This window comes from Amycolatopsis coloradensis, assembly GCF_037997115.1.
GTDB classification, from domain to species: Bacteria; Actinomycetota; Actinomycetes; order Mycobacteriales; family Pseudonocardiaceae; genus Amycolatopsis; species Amycolatopsis coloradensis_A.
The window spans coordinates 4,578,898-4,604,588 of sequence record NZ_CP150484.1 but is presented as its reverse complement, the minus strand read 5'-3'; the positions used below and the strand labels follow the sequence as shown (position 1 = coordinate 4,604,588).

The window sequence follows — 25,691 nt, the reverse complement described above, 5'->3', positions numbered from 1 at the left end:
CGGGACTCGCCGAAAAGACACCTTCCCGACTGTCCATAAGGGATGTTTCCCGAGGCGTCAGTGCCCGAATTGAGAGATTTGCGCGGTCGCCGATGGGGGTCGTGAGTGGCAAAGAGGGTTAGAACCGTCTGTCTGAGTTCAGGACATGTCGGACAGTTGATGTTTCAGGACCTCACGGACACTGACCGGCTTGTCGGCGTGGTGACCAGGGCTTGTGTGGTGATCATGCGGCGATGGGCAGAGCAGGTTTTCCGATGGATCCTGAGTTCGTCGCCGCGATCGTCAGGTCGGCTGCGGGCGAGAAGATCAACGTGGCGCGGTTCTGTCGCGAGCACGGGGTTTCCCGTGACACCTTCTATCGGTATGTGGCTCGGTTCCGGAGCGAGGGGACCGTCGGGTTCGCCTGCCGCAGCACCGCTCCGCTGAGCCATCCGTCCGCGCTGGGTGAGGAGGTGGCCGAGGCGGTGCTGCGGGCCCGTAAAGAGCTCGAGGAGGAAGGCCTGGACAACGGGCCGATCTCGATTCGCTGGCGTCTGGAGGACGCCGGGATGCTCCCGCCGCCCTCGCAGTCGTCGATCTACCGGATCCTGCGTGATCGCGGCCAGATCGAACCCGAGCCACGCAAGAAGCCCCGCACGCGGCGCCGGTTCCAGTACCCGGACCCGAACGGCTGCTGGCAGATCGATGGGACGGAGCACTACCTGGCCGACGGCACCAAGGTCTGCATCATCCAGATCCTGGATGACCATTCCCGCCTCGATGTCGGCTCCTATGCCGCGGTCAGCGAGAACGGTGCTGACACCTGGACCGCAGTGCAACTGGCCATCGCCTGCTACGGGGCGCCGGTGAAACTGTTGTCCGACAACGGGCTGGCTTTCTCCGGCAAACACCGCGGCTGGATGGCCGATCTGGAACGTCACCTCGCCGAACACGGCGTCACCACGATCGCCTCGTCGGTCTATCACCCGCAAACCTGCGGCAAGAACGAACGCGTCCATCAGACTCTGCAGAAATGGCTCGCCGCCCGGCCCCCGGCCGAGAATCTTGCCGCCCTGCAACAGCTGCTCGACGACTACCGCACAATCTACAACAACCGAAGACACCAGAGCCTCGACGGCCAGACCCCGCAGCAACGCTACGACGCCAGTCCCAAAGCCACTCCACCCGAAGGCTCCACAGCTCCCAGCGGAACCACCCAACGCCCCGTCTCCAGCACCGGGGTCATCGCCTTCTCCGGCTGCTCCATCGTGCTAGGCCGACACTGGGCCGGCCAGAGCGCCACCGTGTTCTGGCAGGGCGACCGCGTCGTCATCATGATCGGCGACACACTCGCCCGCCAGCTCACCCTCAACAGAGCAATACGCTACCAACCACTGACCAACCCAAAACTGTCCGACAAGTACTGAAACACATCTGTCCGTGAGGTCCTGAAACAGGACAGAGGGTTAGAACCCTACTTGCCACTCACGACCCCACGCCAAACCGGGCATATAGCCTTGACGCAGACATTTCGTCAGCGGAAAGCGTCCCTTGTGGACACATAGATTGCAGCTTTCTGCCCTTGAACCAGCGAAGGGGTCCTGCACCGCAGAGGCTCGGTCACGCCACGTTTGACTTACCCGTCAATCGAGCCACGATCCGCCTTCCTCCGAAGAGCACCAGAAATGGGAGCGTGCACAACAACGAACCGAGTACCGCGATCGGCCGTTGCAGCCACCAGATCAGATCAGGGAGCCGGTCGTCGGAGAGGCCGTTCCCGAAGACGAAGTAGACGCAGGCCTTCGCCAGCGCCATCCCGGTGGTGTGGAAGAGGAACAGCGGCAGCGCGTAGTGGTCGAGCAGACCGATGAACCGGCGCCAGCGCCGCCTCGTGAGCCGTCGTTCGAAGAACGGGCGGGTCACCTCGGCGAAGCCGATCTGGAACGTCAGCAGCGCGACGATCACGAACGTCGGCGGCCCCATGTTCGACAACCGGTCCCCGGGGACGCCGACCATCGAACCCGGGTACAGACCGGAGAACACCAAGCCCGCCAGACCGAACAGGCCCGTCCAAAGCAACGCATGACCCCACCGCCGCGGTGCGTCGACGAGCCGTCGATGGAAGAAACCGGCCTGATGGGCAAGGCCCCAGACCGCGATCATGTTCACCCAGCCCGCCTCGTCGACGCCGTAGCGGAATCGCACCACGTCGGCGCCGAGTGCGGCACCACCCAGCCAGACCAGAACCACGACGTCGAACTTCCGGTGCAGCCACAGGCTCACCGGCAGCACGGCCAGAAGAACGACATACACCGCGAGAAACCACAACGGGCTGATGATCAACAGCACCGCACCGCGAATCCAGCGTAGATTGGACAGGGACGCCGCCGTCACACCGAAAGCCGTCCAGATCAGCACCAGGGCTCCGGCCGGCACGACGAGACGCCTGATCCGGTGCCGGACGTATCGCGAGAGTGACTCCCCGCGTGCCCGCGCCCGTCGCCAGGACACCAGGTGCACGTATCCCCCGACATAGAAGAACATCGGCATCACCTGCAGAAGCCAGGTGAAGATCCACAAACCGGAGAAGAACCCGAGCGGGCTCGTGGGCATCGGCCCGTCCGGTGACCACCGCAGGATGGTGAACGCCCAGTGCCAGAGCACCACGACGATCAAACTGACCGAACGCAACCAATCGACATACGGCTCCCTCGCAGGGTTCTGGCCGTCATCGTCTCGGTGCTGCTGCTCGCCGCCGCCACGGTGCTCGCGAACCGGGTGCTGCCAGGGTGGGCGTATCCCGTGTGCGGTGTCGTGACGGCTGCCGTGCTGATCGCCGTGGCCAGGTTCTCCGGCCTGCGGCTCGCGTCGATCGGTCTCGGCAGGCGCACCCTCGGTCGCGCCGCCCTCATCGGCCTCGTGGGCACCGGGCTGGTCGGCCTCGTGTTCGCGGTGGCGCTGGCCGTTCCCGAGCTCCGGACGTTCTTCGAGGACGGCAGGGTCGGGACGCCGGGGATCGGTCAGCTGTTGTGGCTCGCCCTGCTCCGTATTCCGCTCGGCACTGTCCTTGTCGAGGAAGTGGCCTTCCGCGGCGTTCTCCCCGCGCTGCTCGGTGCCGGCGAGCGCTGGCGCTGGGCGCCGGTCCTCGGCGCCGCCGCCCTGTTCGGTCTGTGGCATCTGCTGCCCTCGCTCGCCTTGGTCCGCAACGCCGCGGTCGGTGCCACCATGGGCGGTCTCCCGCTTCCGCTGATCTCGGTCCTGGCGATGGTCGCGGCGGCCGGCGCCGGGATCTTCCTGTACTGGTGGCGGCACTGGGGAAAGGGCGTACTGGCGCCCGCGCTCCTGCACTGCGCGACCAACTCGGGTGGCCTGCTCGTCGCCTGGTGGGTGCTTTCTCACCCGTGAGGATCATCCGGCCGCGGTCTCCAGAAGGCGTGCCGCGAGCCGGGCACCCCAGGCTTCGGCGCGTTCCTGCTCGCCATCGCACAGGATCGTGGCGTTCTTGCCGACGTCCACGAAGAAGCTCTCCGGCGGCAGCAACGGAACCCCGTGGCGCTTCAGCAGGAGCTTCCGCGCACCGACCGCGGCGGAACCGGTGAGCCACCGAGCCCGGCGGAGTCTCGTGTCGAAAACCGCGACCGGCACCCGCCGCGACGCCGGCGGCAAGGCACTCAACCACTCCCGTACGCCGGTCGCGGAACGGACTCCGCCCTCGACCTCCTGCCGCGCGCTCTTGCGTGTCCCGGGGCGGGTCATGCCGTGCGCATGGGTGGGGCCTCCGACGACGAGAAGGCCAAGGCCGTCCCACTGGACCGGGGCGTCGTCGACGTTCACGACGTCGACCTCGCAAGAGGCGGCCAGACCCTTGCCGATCGCCCTGGCGATGATCTCGGTGTTGCCGAACATCGACTCGAACACCACGAGTACCTGCATCACGATTCTCCTTGGCTGATCGGTGAAAGTTCGTTCGAGACACGGGTGACGGCGACCGCGGCCAGCGCCACCCCGGCGGCGAGCAGCAGCGCCCCCGAGAGGAGCAGGACCCAGGACAACCAGCCGAGTATCGGAAGGGTCGCGCCCGCCTCCGCCCGCACGTCCACGCCGGCCGAGGCGTCGGCGTTCATCACCACGAGGGTCCAGTTGCCCGCCTGGTCGGGCCAAGTGATCGTCTGGGTGCCGGGGCCGACCGCGGAAACCGTCCAGATACCCGCTTCCCAGGGGAGAACCGGCGACTCCGGGGAACGGCGCACGATCAACTCGCCCGAGGACAGATCGGTGACCGTCGCGTAGTCGGTCCCACTCAGATAGCGTTCCGCCGCCGGAGCCGGCGCGACACCGACGAAAACGTCCTTCGGGCCGAGAGCGGTCACACGTACGCGGATGTCGCCGAGCGCACGCGTGGCGGGAACATCGCCGGCGGCGGTGGCGACGAACGTGACCCGTTCGCTCGCCAAAGCGGAGGTATCGGTGCTGTAGGTCCCCGAGACCGTCAAGTATCCGTCGTCGTCGCGATCGGCCCGATCCAGCCACAGCGAGGCCGCACCTCCGCTGATCAGACCGGTCGCCAGAACGGCGAGCGCCACTCCGATCACGACCGACACGACACGACCGGGCGTCCACCCCGCCGTACCCGGACGGTGCCGTGCCGGTTCGGCCGAGCCGGCGACCGGCGGGTCGGGTTCGGTACCGCCCGAGTCCAACCGGAACGGCGGGTACTCGTCGGTCATGAGAGCGGCGTACGCGCCTACGCGGATCACCCACCGATCCATGCCGAGTACGAAGTCGAAGATCGGCCTGGGGTATTCGCCGCGGACCAGCAAGACGACGCCCGCGATGAGCACCAGGATCCCGATCAATCCGCCCGCTCCCCACTGGAAGCCGTCGTCCGAGGTGTTCCACAGCCACAGCCCGCCCCCGGCGAAGAGAGCGACGACGAGGTAGTGCGGGATGGCGAGCAGCCACCACTTCACCAGCACGAGACCGCGGGAAAGCCGCTCCGGGTAGTCGATCTCGAGCCGGGCGGGGTAGCCGGGATCGTCGGCCAGGGTGAACGGCGGATAGCGATCCGTGCCCAGCGCGGCGTAGGCGTAGTAGTGCACCCGCCACGCCCAGCGGAGAACCCCGACATTGAACTCGAAAATCGCCCGGGGGTACCGCCCGGTGAACAGGATGGCGAAGAACGCCACCGCCGTCAGCGGAACGAACGCGAACCACAGCACCGCGAGCACGAGATAGTGCGGGATCGCGAGCAACCACTTCACCAGCCACAGCCAGCGGGACAGATCAGGATCGAGCGAAGCCTCGACGCGGACGGGGGAACTCATGGGACGCCTCCTTGCGGGGAGCGGACCCTTCCGACGATCCTGCGCGGCCGCACGGGAGAACAGCAACTAACGGCCCGGCGAACCGGGCCCTCTGGCCCTCCACGACACACAGCGTCCGGAGAACCATGAAACGCGGCCCCTTCACCCTTGAGCAGAGGCAGGTTTCCGATGGACCACGGCCTTCCCGACGACTACACGGTCGAAACCGCGGTGGCCCTGGCCTGCCGCGCCCCTTCGGTGCACAACTCGCAGCCCTGGCAATGGCGCGTCGGAGATCGCACCGTCCACCTCTACGCCGACCGGGTCCGGCAACTGGCCGGAACCGATCCGGACGGCCGGGACCTGATGCTCAGCTGCGGCACGGCGCTGCACCACCTCCGGGTCGGCTTCGCGGCCTTGGGCTGGCGGGCCGAGGTGCACCGGTTGCCCAATCCGGCGGAGCCGGACCACCTGGCGTCCGTCGAGCTGCACCGGCACGAGCCGACCCAGGAGGACATCACGCTGGCCGCCGCCATTCCCCGGCGCCGGACCGACCGGCGCAGGCACAGCTCCTGGACCGTGCCCACCGGGCACCTCGAAACCCTCGCCCGGCGCGCGGCCGACGAAGGCGCCATCCTGCGTCCCGCCCTCGACGCCGCCCGCTACCACCTCGCGCGCGCCATTTTCGAAGCCGCCGAGGCCCACGCGGCGGACCCGGCGTACCGCACCGAACTCGCCGCCTGGAGCGGCAGGCACACCGCTCCCGACGGCGTCCCGTCGGCGAACGCGCCCGCACAGGACGACACCCCCGGCGCCCTGCCCGCGCGTGCGTTCGCCGACCCCCTGCTCGGCCAGCCCGAAGGCTCGACCGGTGAAGCGGACGAGACCGTGCTCCTCGTGCTGAGCACGGCTTCGGACGACGCCATGTCGCGACTCCGCGCGGGCGAGGCCACCAGCGCGGTGCTGCTCGCCGCTACCAGCCTGGGCTTGGCCACCTCTCCGCTCACCGAACCGCTGGAAGTCGCGGACACCAGGACGAAGGTGCGCGACCTGGTCACCGGCGGCACCTTCCCGCAGATGGTGCTGCGGACCGGCTGGGCACCGGTCAACGCCGATCCCCTGCCCGCGACCCCGCGCCGGAACCTCGACGAGGTCCTCGCACCGCTCGGGACTCCGATGCCCCGCGAAGTGCGCTACCAGAGCCACTGATCGAAAGGAACGGCCATGCCTTACTGGCACCACTCCAACGGCGGCTGGGTCAGCATGCTGCTCATGCTGATCACCGTGCTCATCCTGGTCGGCGGCGTCATCACCGTCTCGGTGGTCCTGTTACGCCGCACCACCAAGACCTCGACCGGCCACGACGACGCGATCAAGATCCTGAACGAACGGTTCGCGCGTGGGGAGATCGACAAGGACGAGTTCGAGACACGGCGTGCCGTGCTTCGCGGGTGACCGGGCCCGCGCACGAAGGGACAAGCGATGTCACGGACGGCCAAACCCGGCCCGCCCCCCGACCCGATCCCACCCGCGGGCCCGCCTGAACCCTCAGGCCGGCACCGCTGGGTGGTTCCCGCGGCTTTCCTGGTGATGCTGCTCCTGTTCTTCCTCCCTCATCTGCTGACCGCCGAGACTCCCACCTTCGGTTACACGGAACTTCTGTCCAAAGTAGACGCCGGGCAGGTGGAGAAGGTCACGGTCGACGACGAAGGGGCGATCAAGGGCAATCTCCGTGACGGGACCGCGTTCACCACGCAGCTTCCCGTCGCGATCGAGGACGACCAGTTGCTGCCGAAGCTGAAGGAGAAGGGTGTCCAGGTCACCGGCGCGAGAGGGGGCACATCGGGCGTGCTTTCTTGGGTCGGCAGTCTGCTCCCCCTGCTTCTTCTGGTGGGTTTCCTGATCTGGATGGGCAAAGGTGCGCAACGGTCCCTCGCCGGGGCCGGGGGTTTCGGCCGGTCGAAAGCGAAGATCATCGAGGCACAGCGGCCCACCACCCGGTTCGCGGACGTCGCGGGGTACGAAGGGGTCAAGCAGGAGGTCAGTGAGATCGTCGACTTCCTCCGCGACCCGGACCGCTACGCGGCGGCGGGTGCGAAAGGACCGCGCGGAGTCATCATGGTCGGGCCGCCGGGCACCGGGAAGACGCTGCTGGCTCGCGCCGTCGCGGGCGAGGCCAGCGTGCCGTTCCTGTCGGTCACCGGTTCCGAGTTCGTGGAGATGTTCGTCGGCGTCGGTGCCTCGCGGGTCCGCGATCTGTTCACCGACGCCAGGAACCGGGCGCCGTCCATCATCTTCATCGACGAGATCGACGCCGTCGGAAGCCGCCGGGGCGTCGGCGGCACGGGCGGGCACGACGAACGCGAACAGACCCTGAACCAGCTTCTGGCCGAAATGGACGGTTTCGATCAGAGCAGCGGGATCGTCGTGCTCGCCGCGACCAACCGGCCGGAGTCCCTCGACCACGCGCTCTTGCGTCCCGGCCGGTTCGACCGGCAGGTCACCGTGCCTCTGCCGAACCAGGACGAACGCGCGGCCATCCTCGCCGTTCACGTGAACGGCAAACACCTCGGTCCCGACGTCGACCTGCGGCGCATCGCCCGCGGAACGCCCGGATTCTCCGGCGCGGATCTCGCGAATCTGGTCAACGAGGGAGCGATCAACGCCGTCCGCGCCGGGCGCACGACCATCACGGCGGCCGACCTGGACTCGGCACGAGACCGGATATTGCTCGGACGTCGCGAAACGTCCAACGCCTTACTGCCCGAGGAACGGCACGCCGTGGCCGTGCACGAATCCGGGCACGCGCTGGTCGCCGCGTTGTGCGAACACGCCGATCCGGTCGCGAAGGTCACCATCCTCCCGGCGGGAATGGCGCTGGGCGCCACCGAGCAACTCCCCGAAGCCGAACGTCATCTCTACAGCGAGGCTTATCTCACCGATCTGCTGGCCGTCCGGCTGGGCGGACGCGCCGCGGAACTGGTGGTGTTCCGCCAGGGTTCCACCGGCGCTGCCGACGATCTCGCCGGTGCCACCGCGCTCGCGGTGAAGATGGTGACGGAGTTCGGCCTGTCCACCGCGCTCGGTCCGGTCGCCTATCCGGCCGCACACGCCCGGTTCCTCGCCGATGCCCCGGCCGAGCGACGGCACGGCGGTTTTTCCGAGAGAACGCAGCAAGTGATCGACCGGGAGGTCGCCCGGCTGCTGCGCGCGGCCGAAGACCGAGCCATCAGCGCCCTGCGCGGACATCGGAAAGCGCTGGATCTCCTGACCGCCGCATTGATGAACGAGGAGACCGTCGACGGAAGCGTCGTCCTCGACGCGCTGCGGAAGGAAACCGAGACCGGCGATCTCGCGTCCTGACGAACCGGGAGGCACCGATGGACCATCTGAGCCCGCTCGACGCGGCGTTCCTGGAGCTGGAAGACGGGGATTCCAACGCTTCCCTTGCCATCGCTTCGGTGGCGGTGATCGAAGGACCGCCGCCATCGCACGCGGACTTCGTCCGGTCGATGACCGCCCGGTTGCCGCTGATCCCCCGCTACCGGCAGAAGATCCACCGTGTACCGCTCGATCTGGGTCCACCGGTATGGGTCGACGACGACCGGTTCGAGGCGGCCCGGCACTTCCACCGGATCGCCGTGCCTGCACCCGGCGGGGAGCGGGAGCTGTGCGAACTCGTCGCCCTGCTGATGGGAGAACGCCTCGACCGGGATCATCCGCTGTGGGAATTCTGGGTCTTGGAAGGGCTCTCCGGTGGCCGCTGGGCGGTGCTGTCGAAACTGCATCACTGCGTCGCCGACGGCGTCACCGGCAACGAGCTGCTGAAGGTCCTGTTCACGGACGGGTCCCAGGCCGCCGCGCCCGCCGAACCAGTCCCCGACCCCGGCACCGCGGACCTGCTCAAGGACGCCGCACGCAGGCTCCTGCTGACTCCCGTCGAACTGCTCGACTGGGTGGTACGGCCGGTGCTCTCGCCTTCACGGGCGATGCGCGGTATCGCGGATGCCGTCTCGGGCCTGACGGCGTTCGCCTCCGCGCTCGTCCCCGCGGCGCGGTCGTCGCTCTCCGGCCCCATCGGCCCGGACCGGCGCTACGAGGTGGCGCATACCGCCCTCGACGACGTGCACGCTGTCTGCCGTGCCTTCGAGGTCTCCGTGAACGACGTGGCACTCGCGGCCGTCACGGGCGCGTTCCGGGCCCTTTTGCGCCGAAGAGGCGAGAAGCCGGTGCCGGACGCGATGCGCGCGCTCGTGCCGGTCTCCGTCCGCGGAAAGCACGACAGCGTCGACAACGAAGTCTCGCTGATGCTGCCTTTGCTTCCCGTCGACGTCCCCGATCCCGCGGGACGGCTGGTCGCGGTTCATCGGCGCTCGGCCGCTTTGAAGGCGAGCAAAGAGGCGGAGGCCGGCGCCGCGTTGACCGATGTCGCGGCCTCCGCCCCGTTCGCACCGATCGCGTGGGCCGTCCGGCTCGCCGCCGGTCTTCCCCAGCACAACGTGGTCTCGGTGGTCACGAATGTCCCGGGGCCGCGGACACCGCTGCGGTTGCTCGGACGCGAGGTGGCGGACCTCTATCCCTACGTCCCGGTCGCCTTGCGGCTGCGGACCGGCGTGGCCGCTTTCTCCTATCGCGACAAGCTCAATTTCGGGATCACCCTGGACTTCGCGAGTGCGCCGGACGCCGGTTTCCTCGCCAAGGCCATCGAGAACGAGCTCTCGGCCTTGGCGAGGATCGCGCGCCGCTCACGACCGGGCACGAACGGCCTTGTGGACGGTGTCGGCGAGCAGGACGACCGGGACGGTGGCGAAGGCCAGCACCCAGCCGAGCGGGCTCGGCACGGTACCGCCGAGAAGCCCGGGCAGGGGCGGCATCAGGAGGAAAGCCGCCAGCATCGCGAGTTCGAAGGCGATCGCGAACCACAGCAGCGGATTTCCCCGCACTCCGATCCTGCCGATCCAGCGTGACTCGCTCCGGCAGGCGAAGGCGTTCGCGAGCTGGCCGAGCACGATCGCGGTGAAGGCGGTACCGGACGCGGTCGCGAGGAGCGCGGTGTCCGGGACCTCGCCGAACCACCACCCGCCGCCGAGGAGGACCACCAAGAACGCCGCCATCGACGCCATCGCCTCGGCCGGGCCGAGCACTCCGAAGGCGCGGCGCGCCAACCTGCCGTCGATCAGGGAACCGCCCTTCGCGGGCCCCTCCATCGTGCGCCGGTTCGGCGGCTCCGCGCCGAGCGCGACCGCGGGAAGGAGATCGGTGCCGATGTCGAGCGCCAGTACCTGCAGGACCGTGATGGCCAGTGGGATCTGCCCTCCCGCGAGCGCCCACACGACGAACGGCGTGAGCTCGGCGACGTTGTCGGTCAGGTGGTAGGTGAGAAAGCGCCGGATGTTCACGAACGTCGCGCGCCCGAGTTCCACGGCGGCCACGATGGTGCCGAAATGATCGTCGAGGAGGACCAGGTCGGCCGCTTCCCTGGCGACGTCACTGCCTGACGCCCCCATCGCGACACCGATGTCCGCTGTGCGCAAGGCCGGTCCGTCGTTGACGCCGTCGCCGGTCATCGCCACGACGTGTCCTCGGGCCTGGAGGACCTTCGCGATCCGGAGCTTCTCCTCCGGGGCGACCCTGGCGACCACCACGCCGTCGACGTCGAGCAGCCTGCCGAGCGCCTCGTCGTCGGCCGGCAGGTCCTTGCCCTCCAAGACGAGCCGGTCCGGCCCGAGCAGCCCGACTTCCGCGGCGATGGCCGCGGCCGTCCCCGGATGGTCGCCCGTCACCATCGCCAGCCGGATCCCGGCACGACGGCAGGACGCGATCGCGGCGCTGACGTCGGGCCGGGGCGGGTCCTCCAGCCCGACGAGGCCGAGCAGCGTCAGTCCGCCCTGCTCTTCTTTCGCTGCCGGTTCGGTGTGGTGCGCCACCGCGAGCACCCGCAGGCCCGCCCTGCTGAACGCGGCAACGGCTTCGTCCGCTCCGGAAACCTCCGCGCACAGTGGCAGGACGGTGTCCGGCGCGCCCGAGACATGGAGGCCGTCGACGTCCGCGACCGATGACCGGCGCCGGCGCGGATCGAACGGCCGCCGTCGGGCCGGCGGCGGAGCGCCGGTGACTCCGGCACGTGCGGCGAGGACGTGCAGCGCCACCTCCATCGGGTCGCCGACCGGCCGCCACCCGTTCGCCTCTTCGACGGCGTGCGCGTCCGGAGAGCACCGCGCCGCGGAATCCGCGAGTGTCGCCGCCGCCCGTACCGCCGCCGGCGAGCCGGTCAGCTCGCCGACCGGCCGGTACCCCGTACCGTCGACCTCGACGGTCCCGGACGGCGTCCACACTTGGACCACGGACATTTCGTTTCGGGTCAGTGTGCCGGTCTTGTCGGTGCAGATGAACGTGGTCGCCCCCAGCGTCTCCACGGATTCGAGCCGGCGTACCAGGGCGTCGCGGCCCGCCATCTTCTGCGCCGCCCGCGCCAGCGACAGCGTCACGGTCGGCAGCAGTCCCTCCGGGACGAGCGCGACCGTCACGCCGATCGCGAGCAGGAAGCTTTCCGTTCCCGCGCGGCCGAGACCGAGGGCGGCGGCGAAGAACACGCAGCCGACCGCGACCGCGGTCAGGGCGACGATCCGCACCACACGGTGCAACTGCGTGGCCAAAGGACTCTTAGGCCGCACCGCGCTCGCGGTCACCGCCGAGATTCCGGCGAGGCGGGAGCGGGCGCCGGTGGCCGTCACGATCGCGACGCCGTGCCCTTCGGTGACATACGTACCGGCGAAAACGGTTCCGCCGACCTCCGGCCGCACGGGTCTGCTCTCGCCGGTCAGCATGGATTCGTCCACCGAGAGCAGGCCGCATTCGGCGAGTTCGCCGTCTGCGCACACGCGGTCCCCGGCCTCGAGCAGGACCACGTCGCCCACGACCAGGTCCGCCGCGTCCACGACGACCGCACGCCCATCCCGGCGCACCGTCGCGCGCACCGGCAGCAGATCCCGCAACCGCTCCGCGGCACGGTCCGCCCGGTACTCCTGGGCGAACGAGAACGCACCGTTGAGCACCACGACCACGACGATCGCGATCGACAGCGCCGGCATCCCGGCGAGCAGCGCCAGCCCCGCCGCCGCCCACAGCATCAACGCGAAGAAGTGGACCATCTGACCCGCGAGCGTCAACACCGGGTTCCGATGTTTCGCGGTGGGCAAGGTATTCGGTCCGTCCCGGCGAAGCGCGGTCGCCGCTTCGTCCGACGTGAGACCCGCCCCTTCCCGGACCATGGCGGAGCCGGTCACCGGTCCGCTGCCTCGCGGGCCACGATCACCGGGCACAGCGCGTAGGACATCACCGCTTGGCTGGTCGAACCGAGCAGCATCCCGGCGACACCGCCGCGGCCGCGACTGCCCACGACCAGTAGTTGCGCCCGGTCGGCGTGTTTGAGCAGTTCGTCGGCAGGACGGCCGCGTACGACCTCCCGGTGGACACGCACGTCGGGGTACTTCTCCCGCCAGCCCGCCAGCCGTTCGGCGAGGACCTCGTTCGCGCTCTCCTCGATCTCGGACCGCTCCAGCCTCCAGTGCGTCTCCTCGAACACCGCCGAAAGGAACACGTCGTCCCAGCAGTGCAGGGCGACCAGTTCGGTCTGCCGCCAGGACGCTTCCTCGAAGGCGAGCGCGAGGGCGGCTTCGCTGGTCCTTGTCCCGTCGACCCCGACGACGACCGGTCCGTCATGCGGTGCGTCGGCTTCCGCGACGTGCGGACGGATCAGCGCGACGGGGCACGCCGCACGTGCCGCCAGCGCGATGGACACCGACCCGACCAGCACCCGGCCCAAGGGACGCAGACCTTCGGTCCCCAGCACGAGCAGGTCCGCGTTCTCGGCCGCGTCTTTCAGCGCTTGCACCGGGCGCTCGTGCCGCAACAGGAGTGAGACGTGGAGGTCCGGAGCGATCTCCCTGGCGGCGTCACGGGCTTGCCGCAGGAGGCGATGTCCGCGCATCCTGATCATTCCCGCGAGATCCTCCCGGGTCGGCATCGGCCTCGGATGACTCAGCGACTCGTCGTCGATCGCGTGTACCAGCGCGAGTTCCGCGTGGCGGCGGCGCGCCTGATCCGCCGCCCAGCGGACGGCCCTGATCGCGGACTCCGAGCCGTCGACACCGACGACGACCCTGTGCCCCGAATTCTCCGGCATAACGGTTCACCCCATCCTGATTTCGGCAACTGCCTTGGACGTTAGGAACTGACGCGTCAGGAAGGCAGCGGCGTTCGTAACCGGGGGGCGGGACCTTCGACCTATCAGTCCACTGTGGACGGACGGGGCGGCAGCCGCACCGCCGCGTCCGCGAGACCGTCCGTGATCACCTGTCGTGCCCCCGCCGAGTCGAGCAGATCGGCGACGGCGCGGTTGTCCGCGAGATAGGTCGCGGTGAACTCGCTGAACCCGTGCCGCGACGCCGCTTCCGCCAGCTTCGTGACCAAAGCCGTCGCCAGCCCTGCCCGGCGCCAGCAAGGCTTCACCGCGACCGCGATCTCCGCGACCCCCGGCTGGAGCGTCGCCTCGTACCGCGCGATCGCCACGCCCTTCCCGGCCTCGTCACGCGCGACAAGCGCGTAACGGCGATCGAAATCGAGCTCGGTCAGGTGTGCCAGCAAGCGCGGTGTCACCTTCGGAGGCGGCCCGCAGAACCGGCGGTACAGCGTCTCCCGATCCGCTTCGACGAGCGCCTCGCCGAGTTCTTCGGCGTCGGCCGGGCTCACACGGGTCACGAAGACGGTCCGGCCATCGCGCAGGCGCACCGGCTGTCCGTCCATCGGCTCAGCGTAGGACCGCGGACTTTGCGGCGCTACGGCCGAAGAGGCTATGCCACCGGGACCAATGTCCCTCGTCTTCCGTCCGGCCGTCGACATCGACCCGGGTGGTGGTGAAGGCCTCCTTGCCTACTCTGAAGGTAGGGAAGGGTCCCTTCGCTACGCCGTCGACGTGGCTTTCGCGACACGATCGAAGGCGGCCATGAGCGGACCGCCCACCGCACCCGACACGTTCGCCTTACCCCTCAATAACGACGTCGGAATCGAACGGGAGATCACCATGCTGACGCGATCCGGACCTCGCGTTCCGTCCCGCCGGCGAGATCCGCGGCTCCAAGCGGCGATGGGCGCTGATCATCGCTGTCGACTTCGTCGGCCCGGTCGCCTACCTCACCTGGGCAGGCGACCGGTTGACCCGGCGACCCACGCGTAGCCGTCAGATCAGCACCCGCTCCCGATCACGGGGAACGACAGCCTGCCAGTCATGCTCGGTATGAAGCCGTTCGGCGACCGCCGCCGAGGCCTCGGGCTCGCCGTGCACGAGATAGGTACTCTTCGGCGGCGCTCCCGCGGTGGCCCACCGCACCAGCTCGTCCGCGTCGGCATGGGCGCTGAAGGCGTCGAGCTGGGCCACGTCGGCGCGGACCGTGGTGTAGCGGCCATGGATCTTGATCTGCCTCGCTCCGTTCGCGAGGCTGCGCGCGCGGGTGCCAGGGGCGGCGTAGCCGACTATCAGCACGGTGTGCCGGTGATCAGGCAGCATGTGTTCGAGGTGATGCAGTACCCGGCCTCCGCTCGCCATCCCCGACGCGGAGATGATGATCGAAGGCATCCTCGGAGCGTTGACCCGCATGGATTCTTCCACCGTTCGCAGTTCCGTCAGCGAACGCGGAGTCAGCGGATCGTGCCCGGCGAGTTCGGGCCGGATCTCCGGCCAATGGTCACGGAATGCCTCGCGATACACCCGCAGCGCCGCCAAGGCCATCGGGCTGTCCACGTAAACCGGCAGGTCGGGGATCGTGTGCGACCGCATCAACTTCGCGAGCGCGGCCAGTACCACTTCGGTCCTGTCGACGGCGAACGCCGGGATGAGGACACTGCCGCCGCGTCTGGCCGTCCGCCTGATGACTTCGCCGAGCTGGTCCATGGCGTCGGTGTCGTGGTGGACCCGGGAGCCGTAGGTCGATTCGAGTACCAGCGCGTCGCAGGGAGGCCGCGGCGATGGCGGGCGCAGGAGACTGTGTGCCGGACGGCCGAGATCGCCGCTGAACACGACCTCGCGCCCATCGGACCGCAGCTGTGCCCAGGCGGAGCCGAGGATGTGACCGGCTTGCCCGAAACGCAGCGTCATGTCCTTGCCGACCGTCGTCTCGACGCCGTACTCGAGCTCTTCGAGAAGACCGATCGCTTTCCGCGCGTCACCCGCGTCGTAAAGAGGCAAGGCCGGCCGGTGCTTCGACCAGCCGTACTTGTTGGCGTGCGCGGCCTCCTCGGTCATGAGATGGGCACTGTCCTCCAGCACGATCGGAACGAGAGCCGCGGTGCCCGGTGTCGCGTACACCGGTCCGCGCCAGCCCGATCGCACCAGGACCGGCAGGTACCCGCAGTGGTCCAGATGGGCGTGGGTGATCACCACGGCGTCGATGTCGGTCAAGGCACGCGGCAGCGGTGCCCAGTTCCGGCGGCGCAGATCGGCGAGTCCCTGGAAGAGCCCGCAGTCGACCAGGACACGGGAACGGGGCGTTTCCAGCAGGTACTTGCTGCCGGTGACGGTTCCGGCTCCGCCATGGAAGGTCAGCGCGATGGTCACGATGACGCCTTTCTCGTGAGGAGCTCAGAATCCGTTCCCGAGGATTTCGTCGACGGCACGGCGCGGGCTCGACGGCACGAGCCCGGTGGGATAGCCGAAGCGCATGACGGCCTGCGGAAACCCGGGAAGCTCCAGATCCTCGGTCAACGCGGAACGGACTTCGGGCAGGTGCAACGGCTGGGTCAGCACCGAACCGGCCAGACCGTCGTCGACCGCTTCAAGCCAGGTGTCCTGGAGCGCGTGTCCCGCGTGCAGGTGGTCGTACCGGCCATCATCGACGGTGAGGAAGACCAGCAAGGTCTCACCGGCGAGGCGACGCTGAAGAACTCGGCGATCGGGGAGAGCCGTCCCTGGCCGGACCAGTCCCGCCCAGGGAAGCGATCCGGCGGGAAGCGTGCTCGCGGCCAGCCCGACGCCATGGCGGTGAAACTGCTCGTCGTGGATCGTCCACAGGGCCAGTTCGCGCTGGTACGCCAGATCGTGCTGATACGTCTCGGCGGCGAATTCGAGCAGATCCGCGACCCGGGAGAGTTCCAGCTCGTCGTGGATCAGCCTGGCTTCGACCCCGCTTTCGTTCGCGGCGGCGATCAAGTCACCGATTTCCGCTCGCGAGACTCGTCGGCCGGAGAAGGGGTGCCGGTAGCTTCCTCGCCGGGCGATCGCCGAGTACCGGTGCAGGTCGACATCGGACGGCGCCGAACGCCCCGTGGTCTCGATCGCGGCGACGATGTCCGGCTCGCCGTCCTCCGGGAACATCCGCGTGATCAGGTCGTAGCCGAGAACCCGGACCGCCAGCTCCACATTGGCGAGGGCGGCACCGCACGAGATGAGCCGGTCACGGCCTCGGGTGTCGTGTTCGGGCAGTGCCAGGTCGCGGCGCTCACGCAGGAGAAGCCGGTGTCCGTCGAGCTCCAGCCGCCACGGCTGGATGTTGTGCACGGAGGGCGCCCGCAGCAACGTCCTCGCCAGTACCTCGGTCTCGGCCCTCGTCCACCCGTTTGCCATGTGTCCCGTCCTCAGTCGTCCCTCGATCGGGTTCCACGGTGCACCTGTCCCACGAGGATGGAGCAGGTACCGAGGGCACCGATCGCCGGGACCAAATACCCGGGTGCGGTCCCGCTAGGGCCCAAGGTCCCGGTTCGTTGGGACGTCTAGGTGGCTGTATCAGCCGAAGTGCACGGGTACCGTCGGTCGAGACGCAGGGACCCCGCAGGAGGGACGAGATGGCGACCAAGGTGTTCCTCGTGGACGACCACGAGATTGTCCGGCGAGGGCTGGCGGATCTGCTCGGGAACGAGCCTGACATCGAAATCGCCGGCGAAGCCGCGTCCGTCTCCGAAGCACTCGCCCGCATCCCGCAAAGCGATGCGGACATCGCCGTGCTCGACGTGCGACTCCCCGACGGAACCGGCATAGAACTCTGCCGCGATCTGCTGTCCACCGAGCCGGAGCTGCGGTGCCTGATGCTCACCTCGTACGCCGACGACGAGGCGCTCTTCACCGCCATCATGGCCGGCGCGTCGGGATTCGTCCTCAAGCAGGTCCTCGGGAACGATCTCGTCTCGGCGATCCGAACCATCGCGGGCGGCGGCTCGCTTCTCGACAGCCGGACCACCGCCGCGCTGATGAACCGCATCCGGCGCGAGCGCGACCAGAACGATCCGACCTCCACCTTGTCCGAGCAGGAACGAACGGTGTTCGATCTGATCGGCGAAGGCCTGACCAACCGAGAGATCGGTGAGCGGATGTTCCTCGCCGAAAAGACCGTGAAGAACTACGTCTCCCGGATCCTGGCCAAGCTCGGCATTCAGCGCCGGACGCAGGCCGCGGTCCTCGCGACCGAACTCAAACGGACCGCGGCGACGTCCCCGGTATTCGGTGACCGCTAGGTCAGCGGAACGCGCCAAAGCACCCGAGCGCCGCCACCGTCACGGTCTCCGAACTCGGCTTCGCCGCCACACTTCGTCGCTCGGTCGGCGAGGTTCGCCAATCCGCTTCGCCTGCCCGCTTGGGGGATGCCGATGCCGTTGTCGGTGACCTCGATGATCAGCTCACGGTCGGCCTCGACGCTGATCGTGATCTCATCGGCGCCGGAATGACGGACCGCGTTGCTCAGCGCCTCACGGACCACCGCCTCGGCATGTTCGTGCAGCGTCTGCGGCACGAGCGTGTCCACAGCCCCGGCGATCCGGACCGAAGGAGTGAGCGTGCTCTCGGTCGTCAATTCCGTGACGGCGTCGAGCAGCCGGCGGCGCAGGCTCTTCGAGGCGTCCGAGCCCGAGGTGTGCAGATCGAAGATGGACGTCCTGATCTCGCGGACCGTCCGATCCAGTTGTTCCACCGCCTGTGTCACCCTGTCCCGCGCGAACGTGTCGGGTACCCGGGGCACGATGCTCTGCAGGCTCATCCCGGTCGCGAACATCCGCTGGATGACGTGGTCGTGCAGGTCCTGAGCGATCCTGTCCCGATCGGCGAGAACGTCCAAAAGCCGCTGATTACGCTGTTTCTCACCGAACTCCAGCGCGACCGCGGCCTGATCGGCGAACGACGACAGCATGGGAATCTGATCGGCCTTGTACTGCGAAGCGCCTTTGTCCCTCCCCGCGACGAGCACCCCTCCGACGCCGGAAGTGCTGTTCAACGGAATCACGGCGGCCGGTCCGAGACCGTCGAAAACAGGCTCGGCCTGCCCAGTGGGGACCGTACCCAGGTCAGGGATGAGACTGGGCTGGCCGGATTCGAACACCTCGTCTATCGCGGGGTGCCCTCCCGTCATCGAAGATCCCGCGAGGGCGTTCGCCCGCTCCCCCGCGACGACGCTCACGGTCAAGGCCTGCCCGGCACCTCCGGCCAGCAGGATCAACACCTCGTTGGCCCCGGAAAGTTCACGAACCCTGGCGGCGATCAGGTTCAGCGTGTCGGTGACCGAAGCACCCCCGAGGAGCTCACCGTTGACCTCCGCGACCGCTTCGAGCCACCGTTCGCGCGTCCGTGACCGTTCGAACAACCGGGCGTTGTCGATGGCGACACCGGCGGCCGCGGCCAAGGCCTGCAGAACGACCTCGTCGTCGGCGGTGAACTCGGCGGCTCCCCGCTTCTCGGTCAGATAGAGATTGCCGAAGACCTCGTCCCGGACACGCACCGGTACGCCCAGGAAGCTGTGCATCGGGGGATGGTTCGCAGGGAAGCCCACCGAAGCGTGGTGCGCGGTCAGGTCGGGCACCCGGACGGGGTGCGGCTCGTGGATGAGCAGCCCGAGCAAGCCCCGGCCTTCGGGCAGATGCCCCATATGAGACCTCGTTTCGGCATCGATGCCCACGTAGACGAACTCCGAAAGCCCGTCTTCGTCACCGAGCACGCCGAGCGCGCCGTACCGGGCGTCGACCAGCTCGACCGCCGCCTGCACGATTCTCTGCAGGGTCGAGTCGAGTTCCAGCCCGGTGGCCACGGCCAGGACCGCGTCGAGCAGGCCTTGGAGCCGATCTCGGGTCTTGACGATCTCCGACAGCCGCTCTTGGACCTCGTGCAGCAGTTCGTCGAGCCGTAACCCGGTCAAGACCGCCGCGCTCGGTGGCGCCTCGTCGGCCGAACCTCGCTCCGACGACATTCGGTTGCTCCTCCCGGATCGGCAAACTGTGACGACTCTCAATCGCCCGAACCGCTCCAGCGTTTCACTAGCCGCCGATCCTGCCAAGAGACGCGGCCGTCAGAAAGCAGGATGATCGTCCGGATGCCGCACCACCTCACCGAGTCGGCGGCGGGCGGCGTGCCGAACCTGTCCGTCCGGATAGCCGAGCCGCATGATGAGCTGGGGGTGTCCAGGTAGCTTCAGTTCCGCGGTCATCCGCTCGCGGACGGATTCCTCGTGCAGCGGCTGGGTCAGCACCGACGCGGCCAACCCTCCGTCGACGGCCGCGAGCCACGAGCGCTGCATGGCCACTCCCGTTGTGAGGTGGCCGGCACGATCATCTTCCTTCGCGAAGAAGATCAAGATGCTTTCCGCATCGAGCCTGCGCGCGAGGGACCGGACGTCCGGGATCAGACTCGTCCGGCGGACCAGTCCCGCCCACGGAAGGCCCGCCTTGTCGTAGCCAGGCCGGATCAAGCCGTCACCGACACTGTCGGACCGCCAGTCCCCTGTCCATTCCTCAAGCTCTCGCTGGAGGTCGTCACGGCTCTGAATCGTTTGGGAAGCCTGTTCGAGCAGTACCGCGAGGGTGTCTTTGTCACCAGCGCGCAGAACCCGGCAGCCGACTCCATCCGGCAACTGACCGATGACCGGCGTGAGCATCGACGACGCGATCGGGATCGCGGCGAACGGGCGGCGATGACTCCGCCTCCGCGAGATGGCGGCATACGCGTGCAGCTCACGGTCGGACGGCGGCTCGCGGCCCGAGGTGGTCACGACGGCGACCAGAGGCCCACGCCCCGCGGCTATCTCCACCTCGGTGGACCACCCCAGCACCCGGACGGCCAGCACGAGGTTCTCCAAGGCCGCTCCGCAGGAGATGAGCCGGTCGCGACCGGTCGGGTCGTGCTCGGGAAGGGGCAGGTCGGTCCGTTCGCTCAGTTCCGCGCGCATATCGGGCAGGGCCAGCGACCACGGCTGGATGTTGTGCACAGAGGGCGCTCGGATGACCGCCCGCGCCAGTACCTCGATCTCGCCGTCGGACCACATGCGCTCATCGGGGTTCGGCATGTTCCTTCCTCCTCCCACGGAACGCGTCGACGACGCTGGGCAGCGTCGGGTACAGCGAGCCGGAACCAATGAGCCGAAGCAGGCCTGCGGCCTCGAGATCTTCGCGCAACTCCTGTTTCACCCTGGCGAGCGCGAACGTGATCCCGCGGCGGCGCAGCTCGTCGCAGATCCCGCGTACGGCGTCGGCCGCCGTGATGTCGAGTTCGACATTGGCTTCGGCGTTGAGGACGAACCACTCGACCCGCTTTTCGCCGTCCAGGGCGGCGAGGGCTCGTCGCCGGAAGTCGTCGGCGTTGGCGAAACACAAGGGCGCGTCGTACCGGTAGATCACCAGACCTGGCTCGGTCGTCGCGTCGGGATAGTCGTCGACATCGTGCATCCCGGGCACGCCGGGTACGAAGCCGAGCACCGCGCCGTGCGGCCGCGCCAGCCGGCGCAGAAGATCCAAAATGGACAAACCGACGGCGGCCAGCACGCCGTACAGGACACCCAGCGCGACGACGGCGAGCAAGGTCGACAAGGCCAGCACGAACTCGCTGCGCCGGAACCGCGAGATGCGACGGAATTCCCGGGGATCGATCAGCTTCAACGCCGCGTAGACGACGATCGCCGCCAATGCCGCCTTGGGGAAGCCGGCCAGCAACGGTCCCGCGAAAAGAACCGTCAGCACGACCGTCGCGAGCGCGGTCAGGGAGTACAGCTGGGTCCGGGCACCCATCGCGGATGCCAGCGCGGTCCGGCTGCCGCTCGAACTGACCGGGAACCCGTGAAGGAGTCCCGACGAGAGGTTCGACGCGGCGAGCGCGCGCAACTCGCGATCGGAATCGACCCGCTCGCCGTGTCTGTCCGCGAAGGCGCGGGCGGTCAGGACGTTGTCGGAGAAGCCGACAAGGGCGATCCCCAGCGCGGGCAGCAGCAGACTCGCCAGGTCTGCACCGTTCACCACGGGGACCTCGGGTACCGGCAGTGAATCCGGAACGGGCCCGATCACTTGGATCCCTTTCTCCGTCAGGGAATAGCCGGCGACGACGGCGGCGGCCACCAGGATGACGGCCAACGGTCCGGGAAACCGCGGGAACCAGTGCTGCGCTGCCAGCAGGCAAGCCAGAGCGAGACCGCCGAGGACCGAGGTCGGCCAGTGCGGGTGCCCGATGTTCTTGACGAACGAACCCAGTTCCGCGAGCACCCCGTCGCCGGTCACGGTGACGCCGGTCAGCTTGCCCAGCTGGCTCACGATCATCAGCACCGCGATCCCAGCCATGTAGCCGGTCAGTACCGGCTTCGACAGCAGGTCCGCCAGCACGCCGAGCCGGGCCAAGCCTCCCAGCAGGCACAGGCCCCCGACCATGAGCGCCATCATGGCCGCGAGGGCTCCGTAACGGGCGGGATCTCCCGCGGCGAGCGGACCGAGCGCGACGGCCGTCATCAAGGCGGTCGTCGATTCCGGGCCCACCGACAGGAGCTTCGACGAGCCCAGGACGGCGTAGACCGCCAAAGGCCCGATCACCGCCCACAGGCCGGTCTCCGCGGGCAGGCCCGCGACCTCCGCGTACGCCATCACCTGCGGCACCAGGTACGCGGCGACGGTCGCCCCGGCCAAGAGATCACCTTGTAGCCAAGAACGCCGATAGCGTGTGAAGGAGAACTTCATCGATGCCTCCGTGTCACCGCTGAGTACAACGAAGGCGGCAGGCGCGCGAACATTCTTCCCTCCTGCGGGAGGGAGCTTTCCTCGTCGAGGAACCGCAGTACCGGCTCGGCCGAGGACCGGTCGAACAACGCCGCGAAGACCCGTTCGAGCTGAGCCGGGTCCCGGGCCACGACGTCGAGGAGCGTGGAGTCGAACAGCAAATGCCTCGCTTTGGGTTTCGGCAGTTCGAAAGGATGACCGTGGACCGCCAACGACCTCGCGATCGCCGCGCTGTCGGCTTGGATACGTTGGAAGGCGTAGCCGGTCGACGCCTTGACCAGCCCGGCTTTGGTCCCGATGGCGAGGATCGAGCCGCGTCTGCGGTCGACGGCCGAAGCGGAGAGCGGCAGGGAAGCGGACTCCTCACGGGTGACCGCGTACTCCCGAACGCCGAGAATCGTGGAGAGGTATTCGCGCAAAGCGCTTCGTTGCTCCTTGGGATACGCCATACCCCGTGTGCGAGGCGGCGCGAAGGACGTGTGCTCGACCAGAGCTTCTTGCGGGCCCCGCGGCAAGACGTAGACGAAGCTCGCGGCGCGGCCCTGGGGCGTACGGAAGTCGAAGAAGGTGGGCACGGCCGAATCGAACGCCGGGGCGGCCGTGCGCACGTGCCAGCCGCGGAAGACCAGCCAGCCGTCCACCCGGGCCGGACCAGGCCCGAGAACGCTGTCGAACACCCAATCCGCACGGAGAGGTTCGCCGTCCACAAGGGCTTCCGCGCCCCGGCCCGCCTGCCGGATCTCAGTGATCCGCCCGCGGTGGAAGACGACACCGCCACGTCTCTCCGCGGCCTTGCCTGCCGCCGCCGCCAGATCATCGCCACGGACGAAGCGGTACTTGTACCGGCCGAGGCCGACGATCCGGCTACGCCCGGCCGCGTGCACGTGGAACCGATCGAACGTGCGCGACACCGCCTCGTCGAGGAGTCCCGGCTCAGCGGACCAGGATGCCCAGCCCGCGGTCGCGAGCTGCCGACGACCGTCGTCCACGACGACGATCGGCCCCAGGGACTCCGGTCGCGTCACCAGATGTGCGACAAGGCTGAGACCGCTGAGTCCTCCGCCGGCGATGAGGATCGTCATCGATCGAGTGAACGGCTTCGCGCGCCCGCGCACCAGTGACCAGAGGCGCCCCCGAGGTCCCGGGAATCCGGGACCAACGGCACCGGACCGCGCCCGTCCGCCCGCTTAACTTTGGCCGCGTAGGGCCGTAGCGAGGTGAAAGGGCCGATGATGAACCGAACCGTCCGGCTGAGCGGGCCGATCGTGGTCGGCGCCGACGGATCCGCCGGCGCCCGTGCCGCCGCCACCTGGGGCTTGCAGGCCGCCGACCGGCACGAGACCTCCCTCGAACTGTGGCACGCACTGGGGCTACCGGACTACTACCTTGGCAGCGTTCCCCCGTCCGATGAACTCCTGCGCAAGGTCAAGAACCGCGGAGAAACGATCCTTCGCGAAGCAGCGGACACCGTGGAACGCGCATACGGCCCCGTCGTCAGGACCCATATCTCCGACGACTCCGCGATCCCCGCGCTGATCGAGGCTTCCGGCACCGCCCGGCTGATCGTCCTCGGGTCCACCGAACACAGCCGCTTCACCGCCCTGTTCGGCGGATCGGTGACGACAGCGCTCGCCGGGCACGCGCACTGTCCCGTCGTGTCGGTACGGGGCCGCACCTGGGACCTCCCCACGGCATGGAGACAGCCCATCGTGGTCGGCGTCGACGGAAGCCCCGCTGCCGAGATCGCGCTCGCCGCCGCGTTCGACGAGGCTTGCGCCCGGGGCGCGAATCTCGTTGCGGTGCACGCCTGGGAGGACGTCTCGGCTTCCCGTTCCTTCGGTGATCCCGCGGGTAACTACGGCTGGAGTGCCTTCACCGAGTCCGCTCAACGGATGCTCGCCGAGCAGGTGTCGAAGTTCCGGGACAGCTATCCCGACGTCGAAGTGCACCAGGTGGTCGTGCACGACGAACCCCGCCAGGAACTGCTGCGCTGGAGCGTCAAAGCGCAATTGGTCGTGGTCGGCAGCCGGGGCCGCGGCGGGTTCCGCGGTCTCCTGCTCGGCTCGACCGGGCAGAGCCTGGTCCATCACGCCGCCTGTCCGGTGCTGATCTCCCGCACCGCGGATTCCTGAGAACGAAGGAGCGACCCATGCGCACCACCGTTTCCGAAGTCATGACCGTCGACCCGATCGCGGTCGTACCGGACGCCGGTTACAAGCAGATCGCCGCGTTGATGGCGAGGCAGCGGATCAGCGCGGTGCCCGTCGTCGACGACTCCGGAGCGCCGATCGGTGTGGTCTCCGAGGCTGATCTCCTGGCCCGGGTTCGCGACCCCCGACCTGCCTTGTTCGCCGGTCACCACGCCAAGGACGAGTCGCGCAAAGCGAAGGCCCTGCTCGCCAGAGACCTGATGACCGCACCCGTGGTGACGATCGAAGCAGGCGCCTCGCTCGCAGCCGCGGCGATCAGGCTGGCCAGGAAGGACGTGCGACGGCTGTTCGTCGTCGAGGACGCGAAGCTGGTCGGTGTCGTGTCGCGCCGGGATCTGCTGTCCACGTTCCGGCGTCCCGATGAGGAGATCCGTGGCGAGATCGAACGCGACATCCTCGCCGGCACCCTGTGGGTGGCACCCGGACAGGCGTCCGTCACGGTCGCCGACGGTGTGGTGACGCTTCTCGGCAGGCTGGACAACCGCGGCGCGGTCGAACGCGCGGGCGCCCTGTCGAGCGAGGTCCCCGGCGTGGTCGACGTCCGGAACCGGCTCGACTTCGTCTGGGACGACGACGTCATCAGGCCCGCTTCCCTCGGTATCTGAGCGGCGGGACCTTCGGCCTGCCTCTGAAGGGATCCGGGCGGACCGAAGGGCCAGTTCGCCCGGGGCTTCAGCCTCTCCTGTGTCGCCGACGAGCCGAGCACGATGGGAGTACAGGTCAGCAACCCGCGGATCGGAAGCGAGGACCCTCCCATGCCGGCCACGGACAACCAGCAGGAACTGACGCTCCTCGCTCGCTATGCGGACCTGAAGGACCGGCGGCTCGCGATCACCTTGTCGCGGGAAGATTTCGAGGAAGAGAAAGACCGCGACCCCCTCGATCGGATCACCTGCCGGACCCATCGCCGCTGGCTGCACCAATGCGTCTCCTCACCAGTGCACGTCATCATCGTGACCGGCCACCGCTGGTGCCGCTCCTGCTCTCTCGCGCTCTCCGTCGCGGTCGACGAACTGGCCGGGGACGTCACCTTCTCCTGCCCGGGCTGTGGGCGGGCGGCGCCGACGCGGGCGACCCGGCAGCTGATTCGCGCATGCCGCGCGAGTCTCGCCGCGGCGCATGACGATGGCCTCGTGTACCCGGGCCTTTCGGCCCCAGAGCCGCGTGCCGTGCCGTAACACACTCGAATCGATCGTGA

21 protein-coding genes and 1 pseudogene are annotated in these 25,691 nt (G+C 68.5%); 10 read left to right on the top strand and 12 right to left on the bottom strand.

Annotation, left to right across the window (positions count from 1 at the left end; translation table 11 throughout):
* The first annotated feature begins 254 nt into the window (after positions 1 to 254).
* Positions 255 to 1,406 (top strand): IS481 family transposase, encoded by a 1,152-nt coding sequence (locus tag LCL61_RS21540; RefSeq protein WP_340681357.1) that lies wholly within the window; start codon positions 255 to 257, stop codon positions 1,404 to 1,406.
* A 193-nt stretch (positions 1,407 to 1,599) separates the two neighbouring features.
* Here LCL61_RS21540 and LCL61_RS21535 read toward each other — a convergent pair whose 3' ends face one another.
* Positions 1,600 to 2,670 (bottom strand): acyltransferase, encoded by a 1,071-nt coding sequence (locus tag LCL61_RS21535; RefSeq protein ID WP_340681356.1) that lies wholly within the window; start codon positions 2,668 to 2,670, stop codon positions 1,600 to 1,602.
* A gap of 48 nt (positions 2,671 to 2,718) precedes the next feature.
* On the opposite strand from LCL61_RS21535, the gene LCL61_RS21530 reads away from it, so the two are divergent.
* A complete protein-coding gene (locus tag LCL61_RS21530; protein ID WP_340681355.1) occupies positions 2,719 to 3,384 on the top strand; it encodes a CPBP family intramembrane glutamic endopeptidase in 666 nt (221 codons plus the stop codon).
* A 3-nt stretch (positions 3,385 to 3,387) separates the two neighbouring features.
* Here LCL61_RS21530 and LCL61_RS21525 read toward each other — a convergent pair whose 3' ends face one another.
* Positions 3,388 to 3,912 carry a flavodoxin gene (locus LCL61_RS21525; RefSeq protein WP_340681354.1) on the bottom strand — a complete coding sequence of 175 codons (525 nt, stop codon included), beginning with the start codon at positions 3,910 to 3,912 and terminating at the stop codon, positions 3,388 to 3,390.
* Positions 3,912 to 5,303, bottom strand: a complete 1,392-nt coding sequence (locus LCL61_RS21520) for a DUF4389 domain-containing protein (protein WP_340681353.1) — start codon at positions 5,301 to 5,303, stop codon at positions 3,912 to 3,914. The genes LCL61_RS21525 and LCL61_RS21520 overlap by 1 nt, the downstream gene beginning before the upstream one ends.
* Positions 5,304 to 5,471: 168 nt before the next feature.
* Here LCL61_RS21520 and LCL61_RS21515 point away from each other — a divergent pair, with 168 nt between their 5' ends.
* The 4 genes and pseudogenes from LCL61_RS21515 to LCL61_RS21500 all read left to right on the top strand — a co-directional run.
* Positions 5,472 to 6,491 carry an Acg family FMN-binding oxidoreductase gene (locus LCL61_RS21515; RefSeq protein WP_340681352.1) on the top strand — a complete coding sequence of 340 codons (1,020 nt, stop codon included), beginning with the start codon at positions 5,472 to 5,474 and terminating at the stop codon, positions 6,489 to 6,491.
* 15 nt (positions 6,492 to 6,506) lie between these two features.
* Entirely contained in the window at positions 6,507 to 6,737 is a 231-nt protein-coding gene (locus LCL61_RS21510; RefSeq protein ID WP_340681351.1) for an SHOCT domain-containing protein, read from the top strand.
* Positions 6,738 to 6,848: 111 nt separating this feature from the next.
* Entirely contained in the window at positions 6,849 to 8,645 is a 1,797-nt protein-coding gene (gene ftsH, locus LCL61_RS21505) for an ATP-dependent zinc metalloprotease FtsH (RefSeq protein WP_340681350.1), read from the top strand.
* A 17-nt stretch (positions 8,646 to 8,662) separates the two neighbouring features.
* Positions 8,663 to 9,958, top strand: a pseudogene (locus LCL61_RS21500) (wax ester/triacylglycerol synthase family O-acyltransferase); the annotation flags it as partial.
* Between the two features lie 69 nt (positions 9,959 to 10,027).
* Here LCL61_RS21500 and LCL61_RS21495 read toward each other — a convergent pair.
* The 5 genes from LCL61_RS21495 to LCL61_RS21475 form a co-directional block, all read right to left on the bottom strand.
* A complete protein-coding gene (locus LCL61_RS21495; RefSeq protein ID WP_340681349.1) occupies positions 10,028 to 12,568 on the bottom strand; it encodes a cation-transporting P-type ATPase in 2,541 nt (846 codons plus the stop codon).
* On the bottom strand, positions 12,565 to 13,467 hold the full coding sequence (locus LCL61_RS21490; protein ID WP_340681348.1) for a universal stress protein: 903 nt from the start codon (positions 13,465 to 13,467) through the stop codon (positions 12,565 to 12,567). The genes LCL61_RS21495 and LCL61_RS21490 overlap by 4 nt, the downstream gene beginning before the upstream one ends.
* Positions 13,468 to 13,571: 104 nt before the next feature.
* Positions 13,572 to 14,087 carry a GNAT family N-acetyltransferase gene (locus LCL61_RS21485; protein WP_340681347.1) on the bottom strand — a complete coding sequence of 172 codons (516 nt, stop codon included), beginning with the start codon at positions 14,085 to 14,087 and terminating at the stop codon, positions 13,572 to 13,574.
* Between the two features lie 433 nt (positions 14,088 to 14,520).
* Complete coding sequence (locus tag LCL61_RS21480) at positions 14,521 to 15,894, bottom strand: MBL fold metallo-hydrolase (protein WP_340681346.1); 1,374 nt, start codon at positions 15,892 to 15,894, stop codon at positions 14,521 to 14,523.
* A 24-nt stretch (positions 15,895 to 15,918) separates the two neighbouring features.
* Entirely contained in the window at positions 15,919 to 16,899 is a 981-nt protein-coding gene (locus tag LCL61_RS21475; RefSeq protein WP_340681345.1) for an Acg family FMN-binding oxidoreductase, read from the bottom strand.
* Between the two features lie 218 nt (positions 16,900 to 17,117).
* On the opposite strand from LCL61_RS21475, the gene LCL61_RS21470 reads away from it, so the two are divergent.
* Entirely contained in the window at positions 17,118 to 17,783 is a 666-nt protein-coding gene (locus LCL61_RS21470) for a response regulator transcription factor (RefSeq protein ID WP_340681344.1), read from the top strand.
* Here the strand turns inward: LCL61_RS21470 and LCL61_RS21465 are convergent.
* From LCL61_RS21465 to LCL61_RS21450, 4 genes are all read right to left on the bottom strand, one after another.
* Positions 17,780 to 19,501: a GAF domain-containing protein gene (locus tag LCL61_RS21465; RefSeq protein ID WP_340681343.1), complete on the bottom strand. Its 1,722-nt coding sequence runs from the start codon at positions 19,499 to 19,501 to the stop codon at positions 17,780 to 17,782. The genes LCL61_RS21470 and LCL61_RS21465 overlap by 4 nt on opposite strands.
* Before the next feature lie 99 nt (positions 19,502 to 19,600).
* Entirely contained in the window at positions 19,601 to 20,593 is a 993-nt protein-coding gene (locus tag LCL61_RS21460) for an Acg family FMN-binding oxidoreductase (RefSeq protein WP_340681342.1), read from the bottom strand.
* Positions 20,577 to 22,193: a SulP family inorganic anion transporter gene (locus tag LCL61_RS21455; RefSeq protein WP_340681341.1), complete on the bottom strand. Its 1,617-nt coding sequence runs from the start codon at positions 22,191 to 22,193 to the stop codon at positions 20,577 to 20,579. Before LCL61_RS21455 ends, LCL61_RS21460 begins: the two co-directional genes overlap by 17 nt.
* Positions 22,194 to 22,240: 47 nt before the next feature.
* Positions 22,241 to 23,365, bottom strand: a complete 1,125-nt coding sequence (locus tag LCL61_RS21450) for a lycopene cyclase family protein (protein ID WP_340681340.1) — start codon at positions 23,363 to 23,365, stop codon at positions 22,241 to 22,243.
* A gap of 147 nt (positions 23,366 to 23,512) precedes the next feature.
* On the opposite strand from LCL61_RS21450, the gene LCL61_RS21445 reads away from it, so the two are divergent.
* From LCL61_RS21445 to LCL61_RS21435, 3 genes are all read left to right on the top strand, one after another.
* Positions 23,513 to 24,415 carry a universal stress protein gene (locus LCL61_RS21445; protein ID WP_340681339.1) on the top strand — a complete coding sequence of 301 codons (903 nt, stop codon included), beginning with the start codon at positions 23,513 to 23,515 and terminating at the stop codon, positions 24,413 to 24,415.
* Between the two features lie 17 nt (positions 24,416 to 24,432).
* Positions 24,433 to 25,098 carry a CBS domain-containing protein gene (locus tag LCL61_RS21440; RefSeq protein WP_340681338.1) on the top strand — a complete coding sequence of 222 codons (666 nt, stop codon included), beginning with the start codon at positions 24,433 to 24,435 and terminating at the stop codon, positions 25,096 to 25,098.
* Between the two features lie 150 nt (positions 25,099 to 25,248).
* Positions 25,249 to 25,671, top strand: a complete 423-nt coding sequence (locus tag LCL61_RS21435) for a hypothetical protein (RefSeq protein ID WP_340681337.1) — start codon at positions 25,249 to 25,251, stop codon at positions 25,669 to 25,671.
* Positions 25,672 to 25,691: the final 20 nt, after the last annotated feature.

What these genes read in the sequence shown, in the direction of transcription:
- LCL61_RS21520 (WP_340681353.1), bottom strand. Translation starts at nt 5,303, where the DNA reads ATGAGTTCCCCCGTCCGCGTCGAGGCTTCGCTCGATCCTGATCTGTCC.
- LCL61_RS21515 (WP_340681352.1), top strand. Translation starts at nt 5,472, where the DNA reads ATGGACCACGGCCTTCCCGACGACTACACGGTCGAAACCGCGGTGGCC.
- LCL61_RS21450 (WP_340681340.1), bottom strand. Translation starts at nt 23,365, where the DNA reads ATGACGATCCTCATCGCCGGCGGAGGACTCAGCGGTCTCAGCCTTGTC.
- LCL61_RS21490 (WP_340681348.1), bottom strand. Translation starts at nt 13,467, where the DNA reads ATGCCGGAGAATTCGGGGCACAGGGTCGTCGTCGGTGTCGACGGCTCG.
- LCL61_RS21485 (WP_340681347.1), bottom strand. Translation starts at nt 14,087, where the DNA reads ATGGACGGACAGCCGGTGCGCCTGCGCGATGGCCGGACCGTCTTCGTG.
- LCL61_RS21540 (WP_340681357.1), top strand. Translation starts at nt 255, where the DNA reads ATGGATCCTGAGTTCGTCGCCGCGATCGTCAGGTCGGCTGCGGGCGAG.
- LCL61_RS21525 (WP_340681354.1), bottom strand. Translation starts at nt 3,912, where the DNA reads ATGCAGGTACTCGTGGTGTTCGAGTCGATGTTCGGCAACACCGAGATC.
- LCL61_RS21460 (WP_340681342.1), bottom strand. Translation starts at nt 20,593, where the DNA reads ATGCCGAACCCCGATGAGCGCATGTGGTCCGACGGCGAGATCGAGGTA.
- LCL61_RS21435 (WP_340681337.1), top strand. Translation starts at nt 25,249, where the DNA reads ATGCCGGCCACGGACAACCAGCAGGAACTGACGCTCCTCGCTCGCTAT.
- LCL61_RS21510 (WP_340681351.1), top strand. Translation starts at nt 6,507, where the DNA reads ATGCCTTACTGGCACCACTCCAACGGCGGCTGGGTCAGCATGCTGCTC.
- LCL61_RS21475 (WP_340681345.1), bottom strand. Translation starts at nt 16,899, where the DNA reads ATGGCAAACGGGTGGACGAGGGCCGAGACCGAGGTACTGGCGAGGACG.
- LCL61_RS21445 (WP_340681339.1), top strand. Translation starts at nt 23,513, where the DNA reads ATGATGAACCGAACCGTCCGGCTGAGCGGGCCGATCGTGGTCGGCGCC.
- LCL61_RS21470 (WP_340681344.1), top strand. Translation starts at nt 17,118, where the DNA reads ATGGCGACCAAGGTGTTCCTCGTGGACGACCACGAGATTGTCCGGCGA.
- LCL61_RS21465 (WP_340681343.1), bottom strand. Translation starts at nt 19,501, where the DNA reads ATGTCGTCGGAGCGAGGTTCGGCCGACGAGGCGCCACCGAGCGCGGCG.
- LCL61_RS21440 (WP_340681338.1), top strand. Translation starts at nt 24,433, where the DNA reads ATGCGCACCACCGTTTCCGAAGTCATGACCGTCGACCCGATCGCGGTC.